Here is an 18,258-nt window from a genome sequence, read left to right as displayed (position 1 = left end):
GGGATGGCACCCCACGGGGAGGGAAAAGATTCTAGGATGGACGTCCTGGGGAACGGTGTGGCCGGCACGCGCACGCCGTTCCTCGCCACGTCGCCATCATGTTCATCAACCCCGACTATCCGCTGGCCAGCTGGTTCCTCGCGGTCTCCACCTCGGTGTTCCTGGTCGTCTACGCACTGCCGCTGACGTTCATCCCGCTGCGCTGGGCGCGCTGGTTCGGGTGGGAGCTGCCCACGGGCAACAACGACCTGACGGTCTACTTCGCGCGCTGCCTGGGCGGGCTGGCGCTGTCCGTCATCATCGCGGTGGTGCAGTTCATCCCGGACCCCAAGAGCCACCTGGTCATCTTCGAGCTCATCGGCCTCATTGGCGGCATCATGACGGCGGTGCACATCTGGGGTTGGGTGCGAAAGCAGCAGCCCTGGCTGGAGACTGCGGAGATTCCCCTCTACGGCGCCATGTGCCTGGGCGCCCTCTACCTGCGCTACGCCCACCTGTCCTGAGCGGAAAGCCCCCCTGGGATGACCTCCACGCAGCCCATTGATCCCGCCGTCGCGATGCTGGCGCCCTACATGCCAGCGGGCATCCTCGCGCGGCTCGGGAGCCAGGATGCGGACGCGCTGCCCCGGGCGGAAGGGGTGCGCGGGGCCATCCTGCTGCTGGACATCGCGGGCTTCACGCCCATCGTGGTGGGGCTGAGCGGCGCGGGGCCTCGCGGCATCGACGCGCTCCAGCGCCTGCTGACGAACTACTACACGGAGATGATCGACGTGGTCCGCGACCACGGCGGGGACATCTACCAGTTCGCCGGCGACTCCATCCTCGCGTGCTTCGAGGCCGCGCCCGGTGAAGCCGACGGTGACGTCGTGCAGCGCGCGGCGGTGTGCGCGCTGAGCGTGCAGCGCAGGCTGGCGCGCTTCGCCCGGCTGGAGCTGCTGGGCCAGCGCTTCGGCGTGTCGTCGCGCATCGGCATCGGGTTTGGAGAGGCCACGCGCATCGTGATGGGCGGCACCGGCCTGTGGATGCACCCGGCGCTCGTGGGCGAGCCGCTGGCGCAGGCGGTGGGCGCGGAGAAGCAGGCCACGGTGTCGGAGGTCGTCCTGAGCCCGCGCGCCTGGGCGGCGCTGCCGGAGGGCGTGCGCAAGGGCGAGCCCCGCGAGGGCGGCAACCACCGGCTGGCGGCCGACGCGCCGGTGGAGGCGGAGAAGCGGCCGCTGCCCGCGCCCACGGGCGGAGCGGAGCTGGTGGGCCGGTGCGCGCTGCTGTTGCACCCGGTGCTCTTCACGAAGATCACCACCGCGCACCAGGAGTTCGCGGGCGACTTCCGCGACGTCACCTGCTTCTTCGTGCGCTTCACCCACGCGCGGGCGGACTCGGAACCGGACGCCTTCACCCGCGACCTCAACGCCTACTACGAATACGTCCAGCGCGAGTCCGCCCACCACGGCGGCGTGCTGCTGATGACGGACTTCACGGACAAGGGCAACGTGCTCTACGTCCTGTTCGGCGCGCCCACCGCGCAGCAGAACAAGGAAGTGCTGGCGTGCCGGCTGGCCTGCAAGCTGCTCAAGGCCCGCGAGCAGTTCCCCTTCCTGGATGAGCTGCAGATCGGCATCGCCACCGGCCACGCCTACTGCGGCGACATGGGCTCGCCCACGCGCAAGGGCTACTCGGCGCTGGGCGAAGTGGTGAACATGGCCGCGCGCCTGATGACGCACGGCGGGCACCAGGACGGCGTGCACCTGTGCGCCAACACCCAGGCGCGCTCCCAGCAGGGCGGCTTCGCCACCGAGTTCGTCGAGGACGCGAAGCTGAAGGGCGTCTCGCGCTCGGTGCCGGTGTACCGGCTCTTGGGGGAGACGCGCCGGGGCCTCTTCATCAAGGGCCGGGGCGACATCATCGGCCGCAGCCGCGAGCTCAACGTGCTGCACGAGTCGCTCACCGCGTCCTTCGAGGGCCAGGGCCGCGTGTGCGTGGTGTCCGGCGAGGCGGGCATCGGCAAGTCGCGCCTGGGCGCGCGCGTGCTGGAGGACGCGGAGGAGGGCGGCGCGCGGGCGCTGTACGGCGTCTGCTACTCCTACGAGGCCTTCACCCCCTTCTTCCCCTGGAAGGAGGTGCTGCTCCAGGTGTTCGGCCTGCACGACTCGGACGACACCGACGCGCAGCTCGCGCGCCTGCGCCAGGGGCTGGACGGCCTGGAGGACGTGGGGCCGGAGTGGATGCCGGTGGTCGCGGGCATCCTCGGCATGTCGCTGGAGGAGACGCCCGCCACGGCGGGCATGGACGCGCGCCGCAAGCAGCAGAAGGTGTTCCAGATCGTCTTCCAGCTGCTGGAGAAGCTCAGCCGCGCGCAGCCGCTGCTGCTCTTCTTCGAGGACCTGCACTGGGCGGACTACATCTCCCTGGACCTGCTCCAGTACCTGGCGGTGCGAGTGGGCTCGCACCGCATCATGGTGCTGGCCACCATGCGCCCGGGCGATCAGCTGCGGGGGCTGCGCGAGCTGCCGGAGTTCGTCCCGCTGGACCTGATGAGCCTGGACGACGAGGACACGCGGGCGCTGTTGCGCGTGCACCTGCGGCTGTCACCGCCAGACGTCGCGCTGGAGGACCGGCTGCTCGCGAAGGTGCAGGGCAACCCGTTCTTCATCGAATCCATCGTGGAGGGCCTGTCGGAGCAGGGCTACCTGGGGCCGGTGGAGCCCGGCTCGCAGCGGATGGAGTTGAAGCGCGGCCTGCAGGACCTGCTGCTGCCGGACTCCATCCAGGACGTGGTGCTGTCGCGCATCGACCTGCTCAGCGAGACGGAGAAGCTGGTGGTGAAGGTGGCGTCCGTCATCGGGCGCATCTTCTCGCTGGATGCCGTGGCGGCGCTGGTGCCCACGATGGGCCTCTCCGTCCTGCGCGAGGCCATGGACACGCTCCAGCGCCTGGGGCTCATCCTCCTGGAGCAGGAGGAGCCGTACACCTGCCTCTTCAAGCACATCGTCATCCGGGACGTGGCCTACAACACGCTCCTGGTGTCGGCGCGCGAGGACCTGCACCGCCGGCTCGCGCGCTACCTGGAGCAGCGCGCCAACGACAACCTGGCGGGCTCCGCGGGTCTGCTCGCGTTCCACTTCCTCGCGGGCAACGTGGAGGACAAGGGCCTCGCGTACACGCTGATGGCGGCCCGCAGCGCGCGCGCGCAGTACGCGAACGACGACGCGCTCTACCACTACAACCGCGCCCTGGAGCTGCTGGGCACCGTCGTGCCGGTGGACAAGGAGGTGACGCTGCTCCAGACGCGCCGGGTGATGCAGGAGCTGGCGGAGACGCTGCTGCAGGCGGGCCACTACGCCAACGCCATCCTGATGTTCGAGCAGTGCCTGGTGGACGAGGAGGAGCCCCAGCTCCAGGCGGAGCTGCACCTGGGCCTGGGCCGCGCGCACCAGGAGAAGGGCGAGTCCGCGCTCGCCACGCAGCACCTGGAGAAGTCCCTGGTGCTCCGCGGCCGCAGCCTCCCGGGGAGCCTGCCCGCGCTGGGCCTGCGCACGCTGGCGAACCTGCTGCTGCGGGGCCTGGCGTCGCTCCTGCCGTTCATCCTGCGTCCGCTGCCGGCGGCGCGGCTCACCACCTACCTGCAGCAGCTGTCCACGCTCAACTCGCTCATCCGCATCTACTACTTCGCGGACATCACCAAGCTCACCTGGGCGACGCTGGTGTCCACGAACATGGCGGAGCGCTCGCGCAACGACTACGCCATGAGTCTGGCGCGCGGGTACTACGGCACGCTCCTGTTCGGCGCGGGGCTGCTCAAGCGCGCGCGCTACCACTGTGAGAAGGCGCTGGAGTACGCGCGCCGCTCCAAGGATCCGGTGGCCGAGGGGCTCGCGCTCAGCCGCCTGGGCATCCAGGCCTTCTTCGCCAACGAACTGGAGCGCGCGCGCACCTTCCAGGAGGAGGCCGTCTCCACGCTGCGCCAGGTGGGCGAGCGATGGGAGCGCCAGACGTCGCTGATGATGCAGGCCACGGGCGAGTTCCTCCACTCGCGCTTCCGCACCGCGGTGGCGCTCTACGAGCAGATGGGCGCCATTGGCGTGGAGCTCAACGCGCTGATGCACCAGGGCTGGGCGCACTCGTGGGGGCCCATGTGCCGCTACCTGCTGGACGAAGGCGACGTGGGCGAGCTGTGCGCGGAGCTGGAGCAGGGCCTGCGCATCAGCGTGGAGGTCGCGGACCTGGCCAACCAGTGCGCGAGCTTGAACCACCTGGCCAACGTCACCGTGCGCGAGCACCAGGTGGAGGAGGCCGCGCTCGTCGCCGTGAGGTGCTTCAAGAGCATCTGGAGCTACCAGGTGATGGTGCCCTTCCTCCAGGTGGGCCTGGTGGACGCGGCGGAGGCGGCCCTCTTCGCGCTGGAGGAGGGCGCCACGGTGGTGCCGCGCAAGGAGCTGCTGAAGATCGTCAAGCTGGCCTGCATCAAGGCGCGCGTCATCGCCCGGCTCTACCCGTACCTGAAGGGCCCGGCGCTGCGCGTGACGGCGCGCTCGCTGGCCCTGCGCAAGGGGCCCAAGGCCGCGGAGCCGGTGTTCCTGGAGGCCATCTCCGTCCTGGAGAAGAGCCCCAACCGCTGGGAGACGGGCGTGGCCTACTTCGACGCGGCGGTGGCCCTGCCGCACCGGCGCGACGCGTTCCTCGCCCGCGCGCGTGAAATCTTCACGGAGGTGGAGGCCCGCGCGGAGCTGCGCCGCGTGGACCGCTTCCAGGCCTCGCTCCAGGTTCCGCCCGCGGAAGCGCTCCCGCTGCCCCCGGCGGCCCAGGACCGCGACCTCCGCGTGATGTGACGCCCTGGCGCATTGCTTGTTCCGTCAGGCGGCGCCCGTAGACTGCGTGCTTCTTCCTCGACTTGCGCACCGGGCCATGATCACCGCACCGCTTCGTTTCCAGCTCAGTCCCGTCATCGTCGGTTACATGCTCGTGGTGCATGGCCTGGCCGCGCTGGCGTTCTTCCTGCCCTGGCCTCCGTACGCGCTGCCGGTGGCGCTGGCCGTGTACGTGTCCATTGGCCTGGGCACCACGGTGGGGCTGCACCGCCTCCTGTGCCACCGCGCCTTCGCGTGCCCGCGCTGGGTGGAGTACGCGCTGGTGACGGTGGCCATGCTCACCGCGCAGGGCAGTCCGCTCCTGTGGGCCGCGAACCACCGGCTGCACCACGCGAAGGCGGACGTGGACGGGGACGTGCACTCGCCGGTGCGCGGCTTCTGGTACGCGCACATGGGGTGGATCCTCAACGAGGCCTCCACCGAAGAGGACGGCTGGCGCACCTGGTGCCGGGACATGGCCCACGACCGGTACTACCACTGGCTCCTGCGCTACCGCATCGCGCCGCAGGTGCTGGCGGTGCTCTTCGTGGGGCTGACGTTCGGCTGGCGCACGGTGCCCGCGTACTTCTTCCTGCCCGTGGTGCTCTGGATGCAGAGCACCTACGCGGTGAACTCCGTGTGCCACGCGGCCTTCGGCCACCGCGTCCACGACACGCGCGACCACAGCCGCAACGTGTGGTGGGTGAGCGTGCTGGCGCTGGGGGAGGGCTGGCACAACAACCACCACGCCTTCCCCGCGTCCGCGCGGCACGGCTGGGTGTGGTGGCAGTGGGATCCGGGTTGGCTCTTCATCCGGGCGCTCCAGGCCCTGGGGCTGGCGTGGGACGTGCGCCTGCCCTCCCGGCTCAGGTCAGGACCTGCGGCGTGAGGCCCAGCGCGGGCATCCGCTCCGCGTCCCAGGCCTCGATCGCATCCATCCCCGCGATGTAGCGGCGCGCGGGGTTCTTCACCGGGTTGCGGATGCTGACGATTTCGGGCCCGGAGAAGAGGATGGTCTGCTTGTAGCGGGGCAGGTCGCTCATCATCAGCTTGGACGCGTAGTGCTTCGCGATGTTGGGCAGGCTGCCCAGCGTGCGGCACAGCCGCTGGAAGTGCTCCACCACCTCCGACGCGTGCAGCTGCTTGGGCCGGTGGCACAGCGTGTAGCCGTCGTAGTCGCGGCTGGTGGTGCCGGGCAAGAGCCGGTCCTCGGCCTTCAGCTCGCGGAAGAAGGGCGTCTCCGGATACGGGCACACGATGCCCAGGAACGTGACGGAGAAGTACTTCAGGTCCGCCAGGTAGTCCGGCAGCCGGTGCAGGTACTCGTTGGTGTCGCCGTCGGAGCCGACGATGAGCCCGAAGGACAGCAGGATGCCGGCGGAGAAGACGCGGCGGATGACGGCGTCCACCTCCGACAGCTTGTTCTGGCCCTTGTTCATCGCCTTGAGCGAGTCCGGGTTGAGCGACTCCAGGCCGGTGTAGACGTAGCGGCAGCCCGCCTTCGCCATCAGCTTCACCAGCGACTCGTCCTTGAGCACGTTGAAGGTGAGCGCGCAGCCCCAGGTCTTCTTCAGGGGGATGAGCGCTTCGCACAGCGCGCGCAGGTACTTGGGCGAGCCGCCCAGGTTGTTGTCCAGGAAGACGAACGCGTCATCCATCAGCCCCAGGAAGTTCGGGTTCCAGCGCATGCGCGTCTGGATTTCGTCGATGACCTCCGCGACGGGCCGGAAGCGGTAGCGCTCGTGGCCGGTGAGCACGCAGAAGTTGCAGGTGAAGGGGCAGCCGCGCGACGCCTCGATGCCCGGCAGGCGCACCTTGTTGTGCGTGAAGTCGATGAGCTCGTAGCGGTACGGCCGGATGGCGGCGGCGCCCTGCGACGGCAGGCTGTAGCGGGGCTTGAGCTCGCCCTTCTCGAAGTCCGCGATGAGCGCGGGCACGTTGGACTCCGGCTCCCCGGTGATGACCGCGTCGAAGTACTTCGCCGCGTCGTCGGGGAAGTGGCTCGCGTGCCGCCCGCCCGCCACCGTCGTCATCCCGCGCTGGCGGAAGAGGGTGGAGAGGACCTTGGTGTGCTCGTAGTACGAGTGCAGATACGAGAAGAAGACCAGATCCCAGTGCCGGTCCAACGGCACGTCCGCCTCCTTCTCGTTGAAGATCTCCACCTGCGCGTGCTCCGGGCACAGGCCCGCGATGAGCTCCGGCACGGAGGACTGCATGATGGAGGGTTCCTTGATTCGCAGCCGGGTCGGATGGGTGTACGTGGCGATGATGGCGATGCGCATGCGAGCAGGCCCGGCGACGGCCCGGACCGCGTCCCCCTTCGTCGGCGGAGGATCACCCGGAGTCCGGGCGCTGGCAAAGGATCTCCCTCACACGCGTCACACGCTGCGCGCGTTTCCGGTGGTAGCGGACGACCCAGGAGGACCTATCTCGTGTGGGGGGCGTACTGATAGATCTTTGAAACATGGATACCTCCCCCCCGCCGACCGCCCCGGGTTGGCCGTTTAAACGTTACTTCTGGATTTCCATCGCATTCGCGGTGGTGCTCGGCGCGCTCGCGCTGCGCTCGGGCTTCATGCCGGATGACTTCATCTGGCTGGGCGTCTGGGACAACATCCCGCCGCCCGCGCCGCTGGGGAACACGCACCTGGACGTGTACCGCACCGCCACGGGCATCCCGGAGCACACGCTGAAGCTGGCGGAGGTGGGCGTCTTCCCGTGGTGGGTGGAGCCCACCGTGCGCGTCGCGTTCTTCCGGCCCCTGGGCAGCCTGCTCTACGGATTGGATCACCTGCTCTACAACCGCGTCGCCGTGGCCTATCAGCTCCACTCGGTGCTCTGGTACGTGGGCCTGGTGGTGCTGGCGGGCGTGCTGCTCAAGCGCGTGCTGCCCACGGCGGTGGCGGGCCTGTCCATGGTCCTCTTCGCGCTCTGGGGTTCGCACTCCGCGGTGCTGGGCTGGCTGTCCTACCGCAGCGTGGTGATGTCGCTGCTCTTCGGCATCCTCGGCATCTACCTCCACGTGAAGTGGCGCGAGGACAAGCGCACGGGCTCCCTCGTCGGCGCGCTGGTGTCCTTCGCGCTGGCGCTCCTGTGCGGTGAGACCATGGTCATCCTCAGCCCGTACGTGCTGGCCTACGAGGCCTTCTCCGGGCCGGGGCAGGCGAAGGACAAGCTCAAGGGGCTCATCCCCTTCGGCGTGCTGATGGCCATCTACTTCGCCGCGTACCGGGCCATGGGCTACGGCGCGGGCGGCTCGGACATGTACCTGGACGCGCTGGGGACGCCCGTCGCGTGGTTCCAGGCGATGCTCGGCCGCGTCCCGGCCGCCATCGCGGGCCTGACGCTGAACGCGCCCCCGGACTTCATCTTCGATCAGTCCCTGGTGCCCCTCTTCACCATCCTGGGCGCGGTGGGCTTCGCGCTGTTCGCGCTGCTCGTGTGGGGCGTGTGGCCCCGGCTGGAGGCCACGGAGAAGCGCACGGTGGGCTGGATGCTGACGGGCGCGTTCGTGTCCACGTGGCTGTCCAACTCCGCCTTCGCCGGCTCGCGCACGCTCATCGTGCCCAGCCTGGGCATGGCGGTGGCGCTGGCCGTGGTGCTGCGCCACGCGTGGACGGGGCGGGCGAAGACGCTCCGCGCGGGCGCGGTGCTGGCCGGCGCGGCGCTGCTGGCGCTCATCCACGTCGTGGGCTCGCCGTACATCTGGTGGCAGACCATGGAGGCCTACAGCCAGGCGGACGCGCTCATGGCGCGCGTGCAGGCGCGCTACGAGGAGGCCCTGGACGAGTCCAAGCTGCCCGACCAGCGGCTGGTGGTGCTCAACGCCCCCAACGGCATCATCGGCATCTACGGCTCCGTGCGCTGGTGGGCGCAGGGCAAGCCGCTGCCCAAGGCCTGGTGGGTGCTGTCCTATTCGCTCAACGAGCAGAAGGTGACGCGCACGGGGCCCAACTCCCTGGAGCTGTCGTTCACCAAGGGCGGCCACTTCCTGGACTCCGTGGAGGAGCGCATCCACCGCGCCGCGCGCCACGCGGTGCGCCAGGGGGACGAGTTCGACATGAAGGGCATGAAGGTCCGCATCGAGGAGGCGGACGCTCAAGGGCCCACGCGCATCTCCTACACCTTCGACGTGCCGCTGGAGGACCCGTCGCTGAAGCTGGTCCAGTGGCAGAACAAGAAGGTGATTCCGTGGGTGCCGCCGGCCGTCGGTGGCCCGTCCACGGCCCTCAACGTCCGGTAGGCAGGGACGAAGAAGGGGCGCGGGGGGATTCACTCCCTCCGCGCCAACGCTTCCTTCAGCCCACCATCCGCACGATGGCCAGCGTGATTCCGTAGACGATGACGGACACCAGCGCGGCCGCGGGGATGGTGAACACCCACGCCCAGATGATGCGGCCGGCGGTGCCCCACTTCACGGCCCGCCAGCCGCGCGTGGACCCCACGCCGACGATGGCGCCGGTGATGGTGTGCGTGGTGGAGACGGGGATGCCCAGCTCCGCCAGCGCGATGATGGTGACGCCGCCGCCCGTCTCCGCGCTGAAGCCGCCAATGGGCGCCAGCTTCGTGAGGCTGTGGCCCATGGTGCGGATGATGCGCCAGCCGCCGAAGAAGGTGCCCATCGCGATGGCGGCGTGGCAGGAGATGATCATCCACCAGTCGATGTGGAACGGGCGGTCACGCCAGATGGTGCCGAAGAGCACCACCGCGATGATGCCCATGACCTTCTGCGCGTCGTTGGTGCCGTGGCTGAAGGAGAAGATGGCGCTCGACACCAGCTGCAGCCGGCGGAACCACGTGTCCACGCGCAGCGGCGTCTGCTTGTGCACCGCCCAGGTGCTGGCCAGCATCATCAAGATGCCCAGCGTCATGCCAATGAGCGGCGACAGCACGATGAAGGCCGCGATGCGCGCGATGCCGCTGCCCACCAGCCCCTGGAAGCCCAGCACGGGCAGGGTGGCGCCAATCATCCCGCCCGCCAGCGCGTGCGACGAGGACGAGGGCAGCCCCCACCACCAGGTGAGCAGGTTCCAGACGATGGCGCCCATCAGCGACGAGAAGATGACCATCAGCACCGCGGTGGGGCCGGCGGCGCGCAGCATCTCGAAGTTGATGATGCCCTTGCCCATGGTGTTGGCCACGTGCACGCCGCCCGCGAAGGCGGCAATGAAGTTGAAGAACGCGGCCCACGCCACGGCCAGGTTCGGCGACAGCACGCGCGTGGACACCACGGTGGCGATGGAGTTCGCCGCGTCGTGGAATCCATTGATGAAATCGAAGATCAGCGCGACGACGACAATGGTGACGACCGCTGCGAGCAGCATTCAGGAGTGCTCCAGCACGACGCCTTCGATGACGTTGGCCACGCCCTGGCACTTGTCGGTGGCCGTCTCGATGAGGTCGAGGATCTCCTTCCACTTGATGATGGTCAGGGTGTCCACGCCGCTCTTGAACAGCCGGCCCATGCCCGCGCGCAGGACCTCATCCGCCTGCGTCTCCAGGCGCTTGATCTCCAGGCAGCCCGCGAGGATCTGCTCCGGCTTCTTGATGAGCCGCAGCGCCGCGACGACCTCCTGCACCTTCTGCGTGGAGATGAGCAGCAGCCGCGCCAGCTCCGTGGCGTCCGCCCGGGTGGACTCGATCTCGTAGTACAGCAGGCGCGCCGCCGCCGCGTTGGTCAGGTCCAGCACGTCGTCGATGCGCGACAGGAGCGTGTGGATCTGACCCCGGTCGAACGGGGTGATGAACTGCTGGTGGAGCCGGTTGAAGGCCGTGTGGGTGACCTCGTCGCCCTTGTGCTCCACGTCCTTGAGGGCCTGGACGCGCGCGGGCACGTCCCGGAAATCACTCAGGAGCTCGTGCAGGAGCTTGGCTCCCTCGACGGTCCTGGCGCATTGCGCGTCGAAGTCGTCGAAGAACTCGTCCGACTTCGGCATCAGCTTTTCGAGCATGGAATCTCCCTCGGCGGGGTGACACTCCCGTGACGCGGGAGTGAGTACCCTACCTGGATAGATTCGCCAGTCTTCCGTGCAGAAACGTACGGATTCCGGGGGGTTGCGCTTGACGCGAGGAGCCGCTCAGACCACGCGGTTGCGCAGCTCCTCGAAGAATCCCACCCACAGCTGCCACATCTCCTCGGCGCCGCGGGTGATGGTGGCCAACTCCTCGTCCGAGTACCGCAGACCCACGGTGTGGCCGGCCGTCTCCACGTGGTCCGGCTCCTGCTTCACGTGGATGTCCACCCAGGGCAGGGCCTTGAGGCCGGTGGTGCGGCGCACCAGCTTGCCCAGCTTGGCCACCATGGTGAGGTCCGCCACCTCCGTGCCGTAGAGGAAGCCCAGGCCGGTGAGGTGGTTGTCCGTGGCGCGCTGGTACCCGTCAATGAGACGGCGCGTCGCGGGCGTCATGTCCGCCTCCGACACGCCCGCCTTCGTGAAGCCCGCGTCCGTCATCGTCTGGATGAAGAAGCGCTCGTGCGCGCGCGCCGGGTCTCCCTCGCCCACCTCCTGGTTGAGGATGTGCGTCACCGCCGTCTTCATCTCCATCTGCGGACAGACGGCGATGAGCTTGCTCAGGAAGTTGGGGAAGTAGTGCAGGGGGTGCCACCACTGACCCAGGACCATCTCCGCCTGGTCGCGGCTGAAGGCCTTCTCGTCCACCACCTCGAAGAACCGGTGCTTGATCAGCTGCTCACGGTGGGGATTCTTCGCCAGTGCCGCCTCGATGGTCTGGTTCCGCATTGCCGCCTCCAGGTGGGTCCAAAAGGGCTGGGTCGGCGTTTATCACAAAGCAGGACTGCGATTCTTGGAAATGTGGAAAGACAAGTTCAATCTGACTACGTGGTTTACCGTCAATGTGGAACGTGCAGGCGTGCGAGGGCGGGCTGTTCGGGGTGGGGAATGCAGCCTACAGTTGGAAAAGCGGCATTTTTGCCCCGGCCCACTTGTCTCGGAAGCCCATGACCCTGTTCCGGCACCCTGAAGACCGCATCCCGGTCCTGATGTTCCTTGGCGTCTTCGCGCTCGATGTGACGGTGTTCCTCACGGCCACCAGTTGGTGGGTGCCGGTGCTGTGGTTCGGCCTGGGCATCATCCCCAAGGGATGGATCTGCTCGTGGAACCACCACCACCAGCACCTGTCCTTCTTCAAGCACACGCTGCCCAACCGCCTGCTGGAGATCGTCTTCGGGTTCCAGACGGGCGTGACGTCGCAGGCGTGGTTCCTCCACCACGTGCTGGGCCACCACAAGAACTACCTGGACCAGGCGCAGGACGAGTCGCGCTGGAAGCGCGATGACGGCTCGACGATGAGCGAGGTGGAGTACTCGCTGGGCACGGCGCTGACCGCGTACCCGCGCGCGTTCCAGGTGGGGAAGAAGCACCACCCCAAGGCGCTGCGCACGTTCGTGGGGATGGCCGTGCTCCAGGTGGTGCTGCTGGCGGCGCTGTTCTGGGTGAACCCCTACAACGCGCTCTTCGTGTTCCTCTTGCCCATGATGGCGTCGCTCTACGTGACGACCTGGGCGACGTACTTCCACCACGTGGGGCTGGAGACGGCCAACCACTCGGAGGCCTCGTACAACATCCTCCACAAGGGCTACAACCTGATGACGGGCAACCTGGGCTACCACACCGCGCATCACACGCGGCACGGGCTGCACTGGTCCAAGCTGCCGGAGCTGCACGCGCAGCTGGCGCAGGAGATCCCCGCGAACCTCTACCGTCAGCCCGGCATCCCGTTCGTCTGGAGCGGATCCGAAGAGAAGCTCGTGCTGAGCGAGCACGAGGTCGCCGCGCTCTCCGGCGCGCCCGTGGCCCGGAGCAGCGAGAAGCTGGCGGCCTAGCGGTCCGTCGTCCCCGCCGGAAGTGCTCCTTCCGGCGGGAGGCCGCGCACTACTTCTTCGGCTCCGGCGTCTCCGTCGTGCGGTTCGCCGCGATGTTGATGACGTTGAGGAGCAGGTCCTTCACGCGGCGCGGCTTGTTGCCGCCGTTGTCCTCGATGATCTTCTCGATGTCGTCATCCTGCCGGTGGTACTCGGGGATGAGGTCGCCGCCGCCGTTGGGGTTGGACAGGCCCTCGAAGAGGAAGAGGACGTCCTCGCCCTTGCGCCCGAAGGACGCGCCGTCCTGCCGGTCCCGGTAGCCGTTGATGTCGCGGTTGATGCGGTCGAACGGATCCGCCAGCTGCTGGTTCGCCTGGTCCACCACGTCGCGGAAGTAGTTGGGCTGGCCCTTGGTGTTGGTGTCCACCACGGACAGGCGCTGATCATCCCAGCGGCCCACCATGTCCGTGTTGATGACGCCCGCGATGTTCTTGAGCTCCAGGCCGGGGATGGGGTGGTCCACGAAGTACTGCGAGCCGACGAGGCCCTTCTCCTCCGCGCCCGTCCAGATGAACAGCACGGAGCGGTCCAGCTTGCCGTTCTTCGCGGCCTCCGCCAGCTCCGGCACCGCCGCCATCAGCACCGCGCTGCCGGACGCGTTGTCGTCCGCGCCGTTGTACGCGTTGCCCTTGCGGTCCACGCCCTCGTGGTCCAGGTGGGCCATCACCACGATGACCTCGTCCTTGTGCGGGCCCGTGCCGGGCAGCAGGGCCATGGTGTTCACCGCCTGGCCCGTGGCGGTGGCCACCTGCTTGAGCTCCTCCACGCCGCGCTGCTTGCCCGAGCGCGCCGGCACCACGGACTGGCCCGACGCCTTCATCGTCTGCTCGTACTGCTGGTTGAGCAGCTTCAGCGTCTCCTTGGGCATCTTCTCGTCCAGGTAGAAGCCCTCCTGGAACGCCGTGTGGCCGAACTGCTTGTGCCCGGCGTGGGCCGCGCCGGCCGTCTCGCCCGGGGCGCCCGCGCCCAGCCAGGAGTAGACGTTGAACTTCTGCTGGAAGGGGTTCTCCGGGTTGTTGGAGTTGGGCCCGATGAGCCCGTACTTCTCCGCGTGCGCCTGCACGTAGGCGGAGGCCGCGTCCAGGCCCGCGGAGGGGCTGTCACGCCCCGCCAGCGCGTCCGAGGCGAGGTACTCGAGGTGCTTCATCGGATCCGAGTCGAGCGACGCGCCGGGCTCGGTGGGCTCGGTGGGCTCCGTCGGCTCCGTGGGCGGCACCGGCGCCGGGGTGGTGGGCGCGGGCAGGGACAGGATGGGAGGCGGCGCGGGCAGCGACAGCACCGGCGGCTTGCCGGGCGCGGGGCGCGAGCCGGAGGACTCGAAGCCGTCCTTGAACGCGAGGGGGCGGTTCCGGGACTTCGCGTCCGCGGGCCGGGCGTCCTGGGAGGACAGCCGCGAGACGGAGGTGAGGGGACGCGAGCTGTCGTTGATCTTCGAGGCCATGGTGGGGGTCCGGGGGGATGAAACCGCGCTCCCCTCATTATCCATCCGACCCGGGCGGAAGTTGTGCGCCCCGTCAAAATCCGCCCCCGGGTGCGAGGGCCTGACGCTCCGTGTGAGACCCGGCTTGTTACAAAAACACATGTTTCATGTGACATCCGGCGCTACTCCGTCTTCTCAGACAATGAATGGCAAGAGTGAAAAAAGACGGACTCCAGGTGTTGGCGCGCGGGGTGCAGTGGGGCGGCGTGCAGTCCACCCCACACCAAGAGGTAGTGCATGCATCTGAAGAGGACGGGTCTCCTGCTGGCTTCCATGCTGCTGAGCATCACGGGCTGCGCGGGCGGTGACGACGGTCAGGCCACGGGGCCCCTGGGCGCGCAGGAGGCCGCGGCGTCCCAGTGCGTGAAGAAGTTCGAGGGCATCACCAGCTGCGCGCTGGGCCAGGCGCGGCTCGACTCGGTGGCGGACGGCCTGGCGGTGTCCAAGCTGCTGACGCAGAAGGACGGCGTCTCCAGCAACTTCACGCAGGCCGTGAAGTGGGAGCAGCGCGTGGCCTTCAGCCTGGGCGCGCAGGGCGGCTACCAGCTGGCCGCGCGCGATGGCGACCAGGTCGTCAGCACGCTGAAGGTGACGCCGGGCCGCGAGGCGAACACGGTCGCCATGGCCCCGACGTTCACGGGCTCGCCGGGCGGCTCCGCGTACCGGATGAACATCTACCGGGGCGGCGTGCTCCAGGGCACCAGCCACCAGCCGGCCGGGATGATGATCGTCTTCCACAACTGGCGGGACTTCCTCCGCTGGGCGGAGATGCACCACCACTTCCTGAACGACTTCGACATCGACGGGCTGTCCACCGGCTCCGCGGACACGAACGTGGGCGCGTGCGTGTGGCGCGTGGAGTCGGAGAAGAACACCTTCACCGTGGACATCGACGGCAAGTCCATCACCGGTGACTCGGTGGAGTTCATCGAGACCATCGCGGATGGCGCGTACCCGTACCGCCACTTCACGGGCATCGACACGAACGCTGTCGCCGGCCAGTACACCATCCGGTCGGAGTCCATCACCCTGCCCACGGGCGTGAAGTAGTCAGGACCGCGCCGGACGGGAGTTCGTGTCCCGTCCGGCGTCGTGCGTCTAGCGTCCTCCGGAGATGGTGGACGTGGGCGTCGCCACGTTGCGGCCGCTGCCGCCCACGCCCGCCGCGGGGCTGACCCTGGGCGTGCGCGTGGCCTCCAGCGGGGCCTTGCGCGCCGGCGCGAAGGAGGCGGGGACCTCGTTCGCGTACAGCAGCTTGTAGGCGCTGTAGCTGCTGAGCACGCGCTTCACGTAGTCGCGCGTCTCATCGAAGGCGATGTGCTCCACCCACTCGTCCAGCTCCGCGTCCGGCAGGGCCTTGCGCCAGCGCTCCACCGCCGCCGGGCCCGCGTTGTAGGCGGCCACCGCGTAGGCGGGGTTGCCGTCGAAGTGCTTGAGCAGCGAGCCCAGGTACGTCGCGCCCAGCCGGATGTTCTGCGCGGGCTGCAGCAGCGAAGACACGTCGAAGGACGCCAGCTTGAGCGAGTCCGCCACCTGCTTCGCCGTCGTGGGCATGAGCTGCGCGAGCCCCAGCGCGCCGGTGGAGGAGCGCGCGGTCGGGTTGAAGCGGCTCTCCTCGCGGATGAGGCCCTGGAGCAGGTCGGGGTCCACGCGCGCGGCCTTCGAGTAGCCCTGGATGAGCGGCCGGAACGCGAGCGGCCACGTCGCCTCCCACACCGGACGGGACGCGGCGCTCAAGGGGCCCGCGGCCTCCTGGCGCAGCGTCACGCGGGCCACCTGACGCGTGGCCCGGCCCCGGCCGGTGCGGCGCATGGTCTGGTAGAGCAGCCGCGCGGGCGCCTCCGCCAGGCCGCGCGTGTCCACCGCGAGCAGCTCCTCCACCACGCCCGGCTGTCCCAGGCGCAAGAGTTCCACGCCCGCGGCGAAGCGCGCGTCCTTCTGGAGCGGACCCGGGGGCAGGGGCCAGACCTCGTCGTTGGCCGGCGCGGCGGTGTTCACCGTCTTCGCGGCCATGGGCTGGGCAGCGGCCTCCGTCAGCCGCGCCAGCCGCTCCGGCGCGTGCTGCGCCAGGCGCGTGCGGGACAGCAGCCCGTACCAGGCCGTGGGGCGCTCGGTGGCGATGAGCTCGTAGCGCGCGAGCGCCGCGTCCAGCGCGCCGCCGTTCTCCTGGACCCGCGCCTGCCAGTAGCGCGCGCGCCACAGGGCGTCGTCGGTGCGCGCGGCCTCCGGCAGCTGCTCCACCGCCATCAGCGACGCCAGGCCCGGCTGCGTCTCGCCCTTGCGCAGGTGCAGCCAGAAGGCGCGGAAGAGGGCCTCGGCGGCGAAGTTGCCGGCCGGGTAGCGCTTCGCCAGCGCCTCGTAGTTCTCCAGCGCCTCGTCCGCGCGGCTCAGGCGCTGCTGCGTCCAGGCCTCGAAGAAGAGCGCGTCGTCCGCGTAGCCGTGATCCGGATAGTCGCGCGCCAGCGTGGCGTAGGTCTCCACCGCCGCCTCCGGCTGCACCACCGACTGCGAATAGGCCAGCAGGTAGAGCGCCTGCGGCCGCTGCTCCGGGGACTGGCACTCGCGCGCCACCGGCTCCAGCACCTGGATGGCGCGGCGGTGCTGGCGCTCCTTGCGCAGGGCGCGGCCCAGGGTGAGCTGCGCGCGGCAGGCCAGCTCATCCGGCAGCTCCGTGCGAGGGCCGGAGCGGGCCAGCATGTTCATGGCGGCGACGTTCTGGTGCAGCTCCACCAGCGCCTCCGCGCGGCGCACGCGCCACTTCATGGGCAGGGGCAGGTCGCGCAAGAGGGTGCGCGCGCGGTCCGCCTCCCTGGACAGGGGCGCGGTGGCCCAGACCTCCAACAGCGCGCGGTGCTCCGCGTTGTACTGGCCGGCCGCTCGCGCCAGGTCGCAGTACGCGAGCAGTGCCTTCATCCGCGGCGCGTCCGGACCGCGGGCCTGCCGGCTGTCGATGAACTCCTGGAGCGCGGCCAGCGCCTCGGGGATTTTCAGCTGGCGCTTGAGCACGCGCGCCATGGTGAAGCGGGCCTCCGGATAGAGCGGCGAGCCCGGGCTCACCGCGCCGTACTGCTCCGCCGCGCGCAGCGGCTTGTGCAGCCGCTCATGCGCCTGCGCGGCCTTCATCAGGCAGTGGTCGCGCAAGGGGCCGTAGTCCTCCGCGAGCGCGGTGAACTCCGCCGCGGCGCTCGTGTAGTCGCGCGCGAGGAACGCGGCCTGCGCCTGGAGGAAGCGGCCGGGGAGGGAAGGGGGAGACTCCGTCGCGAGCAGCGCCCGCGCGGACTTGTACCGGCCCCGGTTGTACTCCGCCTTCGCCTGGGCCAGCAGGCCTTCCGCGAAGTAGGGCGCCAGGCGCTCCGGCCCGAAGGCCTCCGCCGTCACCTCGTCTTGGGAAGGCTGCGCCGTGGGCGTGTCGAGCAGGGCCTCCAGCTTCTCCTCCGACATCACGTCGGAGTCGTCCTCGCCGGGTGCCTGTGCCCACACGGTTCCCGGGGTCCACAGGCCCGCGCAAGCGAGCAAGACCGCTGCTGTTCCTCGAAGTCCGTCCATGCCAGCCCTCGTTCGTCCGCCAGGGACCCGGATGGATTGGCACTGCCCGTACGCTTGGAACCTGCCCGCCTGTCCGCTCACCGGGCGCACGTTGGCTTTCGTGCATCCGGACGCAGGCACACATCAGGAGTCCTGCACGAAAGCCAACGGCCCGGCGGCCGCTTGACTGGTATCTGGGGTGCTACATACCCAGGGGCGCCTGCCTGCTGTCAGGGCGTGGCGGTCGGGCCCCCAGCCCGAAGGACAGCTTCTCCTCCAGCTTCACGTAGAGGCCGCCGGTGTCGTCCTGGATGGCGAAGCCCTCCACCGTCACCTGCGAGCCATTGGAGCGCGAGCGCGCATCCTCGATGGAGAGCAGGTGTTCTGGAATTCACATGAAACAAGACTGGCGTCTGTCTTTATCTCTTTCGTTGGCGGGGCGCGCTGTCGACATGTTGCATCATCATGAGCCGGGGAAATCAGGTCACAGCTGAAACATCAGTGGGTTCGATGTGACTCATTCAGTCCTC

13 protein-coding genes are annotated in these 18,258 nt (G+C 69.1%); 6 read left to right on the top strand and 7 right to left on the bottom strand.

From position 1 onward, the window contains the following. The first annotated feature begins 98 nt into the window (after window positions 1-98). The 3 genes from D7X96_RS02885 to D7X96_RS02875 all read left to right on the top strand — a co-directional run bounded on the left by D7X96_RS02885 (window position 99) and on the right by D7X96_RS02875 (window position 5,730). On the top strand, window positions 99-503 hold the full coding sequence (locus D7X96_RS02885) for a hypothetical protein (RefSeq protein WP_120552703.1): 405 nt from the start codon (window positions 99-101) through the stop codon (window positions 501-503). Window positions 504-521: 18 nt separating this feature from the next. Beyond that, complete coding sequence (locus D7X96_RS02880; protein ID WP_121768915.1) at window positions 522-4,823, top strand: AAA family ATPase; 4,302 nt, start codon at window positions 522-524, stop codon at window positions 4,821-4,823. Window positions 4,824-4,899: 76 nt separating this feature from the next. Then, window positions 4,900-5,730 carry an acyl-CoA desaturase gene (locus D7X96_RS02875; RefSeq protein WP_120552701.1) on the top strand — a complete coding sequence of 277 codons (831 nt, stop codon included), beginning with the start codon at window positions 4,900-4,902 and terminating at the stop codon, window positions 5,728-5,730. Here D7X96_RS02875 and D7X96_RS02870 read toward each other — a convergent pair. Beyond that, on the bottom strand, window positions 5,708-7,123 hold the full coding sequence (locus D7X96_RS02870; protein WP_121724484.1) for a B12-binding domain-containing radical SAM protein: 1,416 nt from the start codon (window positions 7,121-7,123) through the stop codon (window positions 5,708-5,710). The two genes, D7X96_RS02875 and D7X96_RS02870, sit on opposite strands and share 23 nt — an antisense overlap. 182 nt (window positions 7,124-7,305) lie before the next feature. Here D7X96_RS02870 and D7X96_RS02865 point away from each other — a divergent pair, with 182 nt between their 5' ends. Further along, entirely contained in the window at window positions 7,306-9,084 is a 1,779-nt protein-coding gene (locus tag D7X96_RS02865; protein ID WP_147468208.1) for a hypothetical protein, read from the top strand. A 55-nt stretch (window positions 9,085-9,139) separates the two neighbouring features. Here D7X96_RS02865 and D7X96_RS02860 read toward each other — a convergent pair whose 3' ends face one another. From D7X96_RS02860 to D7X96_RS02850, 3 genes are all read right to left on the bottom strand, one after another. Next, window positions 9,140-10,165, bottom strand: a complete 1,026-nt coding sequence (locus D7X96_RS02860) for an inorganic phosphate transporter (RefSeq protein ID WP_120552698.1) — start codon at window positions 10,163-10,165, stop codon at window positions 9,140-9,142. After that, window positions 10,166-10,792 carry a DUF47 domain-containing protein gene (locus tag D7X96_RS02855; RefSeq protein WP_120552697.1) on the bottom strand — a complete coding sequence of 209 codons (627 nt, stop codon included), beginning with the start codon at window positions 10,790-10,792 and terminating at the stop codon, window positions 10,166-10,168. 126 nt (window positions 10,793-10,918) lie between these two features. Continuing rightward, window positions 10,919-11,581, bottom strand: a complete 663-nt coding sequence (locus tag D7X96_RS02850) for an iron-containing redox enzyme family protein (RefSeq protein WP_120552696.1) — start codon at window positions 11,579-11,581, stop codon at window positions 10,919-10,921. A 218-nt stretch (window positions 11,582-11,799) separates the two neighbouring features. Between D7X96_RS02850 and D7X96_RS02845 the strand changes: the two genes are divergently transcribed. After that, a complete protein-coding gene (locus D7X96_RS02845; RefSeq protein WP_120551542.1) occupies window positions 11,800-12,684 on the top strand; it encodes a fatty acid desaturase family protein in 885 nt (294 codons plus the stop codon). Window positions 12,685-12,733: 49 nt separating this feature from the next. Here D7X96_RS02845 and D7X96_RS02840 read toward each other — a convergent pair whose 3' ends face one another. Next, the gene (locus D7X96_RS02840; protein WP_121768913.1) at window positions 12,734-14,164 is read right to left on the bottom strand and encodes a M28 family metallopeptidase; all 1,431 of its coding nucleotides are present in this window, start codon (window positions 14,162-14,164) and stop codon (window positions 12,734-12,736) included. Between the two features lie 276 nt (window positions 14,165-14,440). Here D7X96_RS02840 and D7X96_RS02835 point away from each other — a divergent pair, with 276 nt between their 5' ends. Continuing rightward, window positions 14,441-15,253, top strand: a complete 813-nt coding sequence (locus D7X96_RS02835; protein WP_208647258.1) for a hypothetical protein — start codon at window positions 14,441-14,443, stop codon at window positions 15,251-15,253. A gap of 48 nt (window positions 15,254-15,301) precedes the next feature. On the opposite strand, the gene D7X96_RS02830 is transcribed toward D7X96_RS02835, so the two are convergent. Both D7X96_RS02830 and D7X96_RS41375 read right to left on the bottom strand, forming a co-directional pair. Next, a complete protein-coding gene (locus D7X96_RS02830) occupies window positions 15,302-17,749 on the bottom strand; it encodes a transglycosylase SLT domain-containing protein (protein WP_121768912.1) in 2,448 nt (815 codons plus the stop codon). 181 nt (window positions 17,750-17,930) lie between these two features. Further along, the gene (locus tag D7X96_RS41375; RefSeq protein WP_255425006.1) at window positions 17,931-18,062 is read right to left on the bottom strand and encodes a hypothetical protein; all 132 of its coding nucleotides are present in this window, start codon (window positions 18,060-18,062) and stop codon (window positions 17,931-17,933) included. Window positions 18,063-18,258: the final 196 nt, after the last annotated feature.

This window comes from Corallococcus interemptor, from assembly GCF_003668875.1.
Taxonomy (GTDB): Bacteria; Myxococcota; Myxococcia; order Myxococcales; family Myxococcaceae; genus Corallococcus; species Corallococcus interemptor.
The sequence above is the reverse complement of the archived record's forward strand: the minus strand, read 5'-3'. Positions and strand labels throughout refer to the sequence as shown.

Excerpts from the sequence above, each read along its gene's own strand:
- D7X96_RS02885 (WP_120552703.1), top strand. The coding sequence starts at position 99 with ATGTTCATCAACCCCGACTATCCGCTGGCCAGCTGGTTCCTCGCGGTC.
- D7X96_RS02880 (WP_121768915.1), top strand. The coding sequence starts at position 522 with ATGACCTCCACGCAGCCCATTGATCCCGCCGTCGCGATGCTGGCGCCC.
- D7X96_RS02875 (WP_120552701.1), top strand. The coding sequence starts at position 4,900 with ATGATCACCGCACCGCTTCGTTTCCAGCTCAGTCCCGTCATCGTCGGT.
- D7X96_RS02870 (WP_121724484.1), bottom strand. The coding sequence starts at position 7,123 with ATGCGCATCGCCATCATCGCCACGTACACCCATCCGACCCGGCTGCGA.
- D7X96_RS02865 (WP_147468208.1), top strand. The coding sequence starts at position 7,306 with ATGGATACCTCCCCCCCGCCGACCGCCCCGGGTTGGCCGTTTAAACGT.
- D7X96_RS02860 (WP_120552698.1), bottom strand. The coding sequence starts at position 10,165 with ATGCTGCTCGCAGCGGTCGTCACCATTGTCGTCGTCGCGCTGATCTTC.
- D7X96_RS02855 (WP_120552697.1), bottom strand. The coding sequence starts at position 10,792 with ATGCTCGAAAAGCTGATGCCGAAGTCGGACGAGTTCTTCGACGACTTC.
- D7X96_RS02850 (WP_120552696.1), bottom strand. The coding sequence starts at position 11,581 with ATGCGGAACCAGACCATCGAGGCGGCACTGGCGAAGAATCCCCACCGT.
- D7X96_RS02845 (WP_120551542.1), top strand. The coding sequence starts at position 11,800 with ATGACCCTGTTCCGGCACCCTGAAGACCGCATCCCGGTCCTGATGTTC.
- D7X96_RS02840 (WP_121768913.1), bottom strand. The coding sequence starts at position 14,164 with ATGGCCTCGAAGATCAACGACAGCTCGCGTCCCCTCACCTCCGTCTCG.
- D7X96_RS02835 (WP_208647258.1), top strand. The coding sequence starts at position 14,441 with ATGCATCTGAAGAGGACGGGTCTCCTGCTGGCTTCCATGCTGCTGAGC.
- D7X96_RS02830 (WP_121768912.1), bottom strand. The coding sequence starts at position 17,749 with ATGGACGGACTTCGAGGAACAGCAGCGGTCTTGCTCGCTTGCGCGGGC.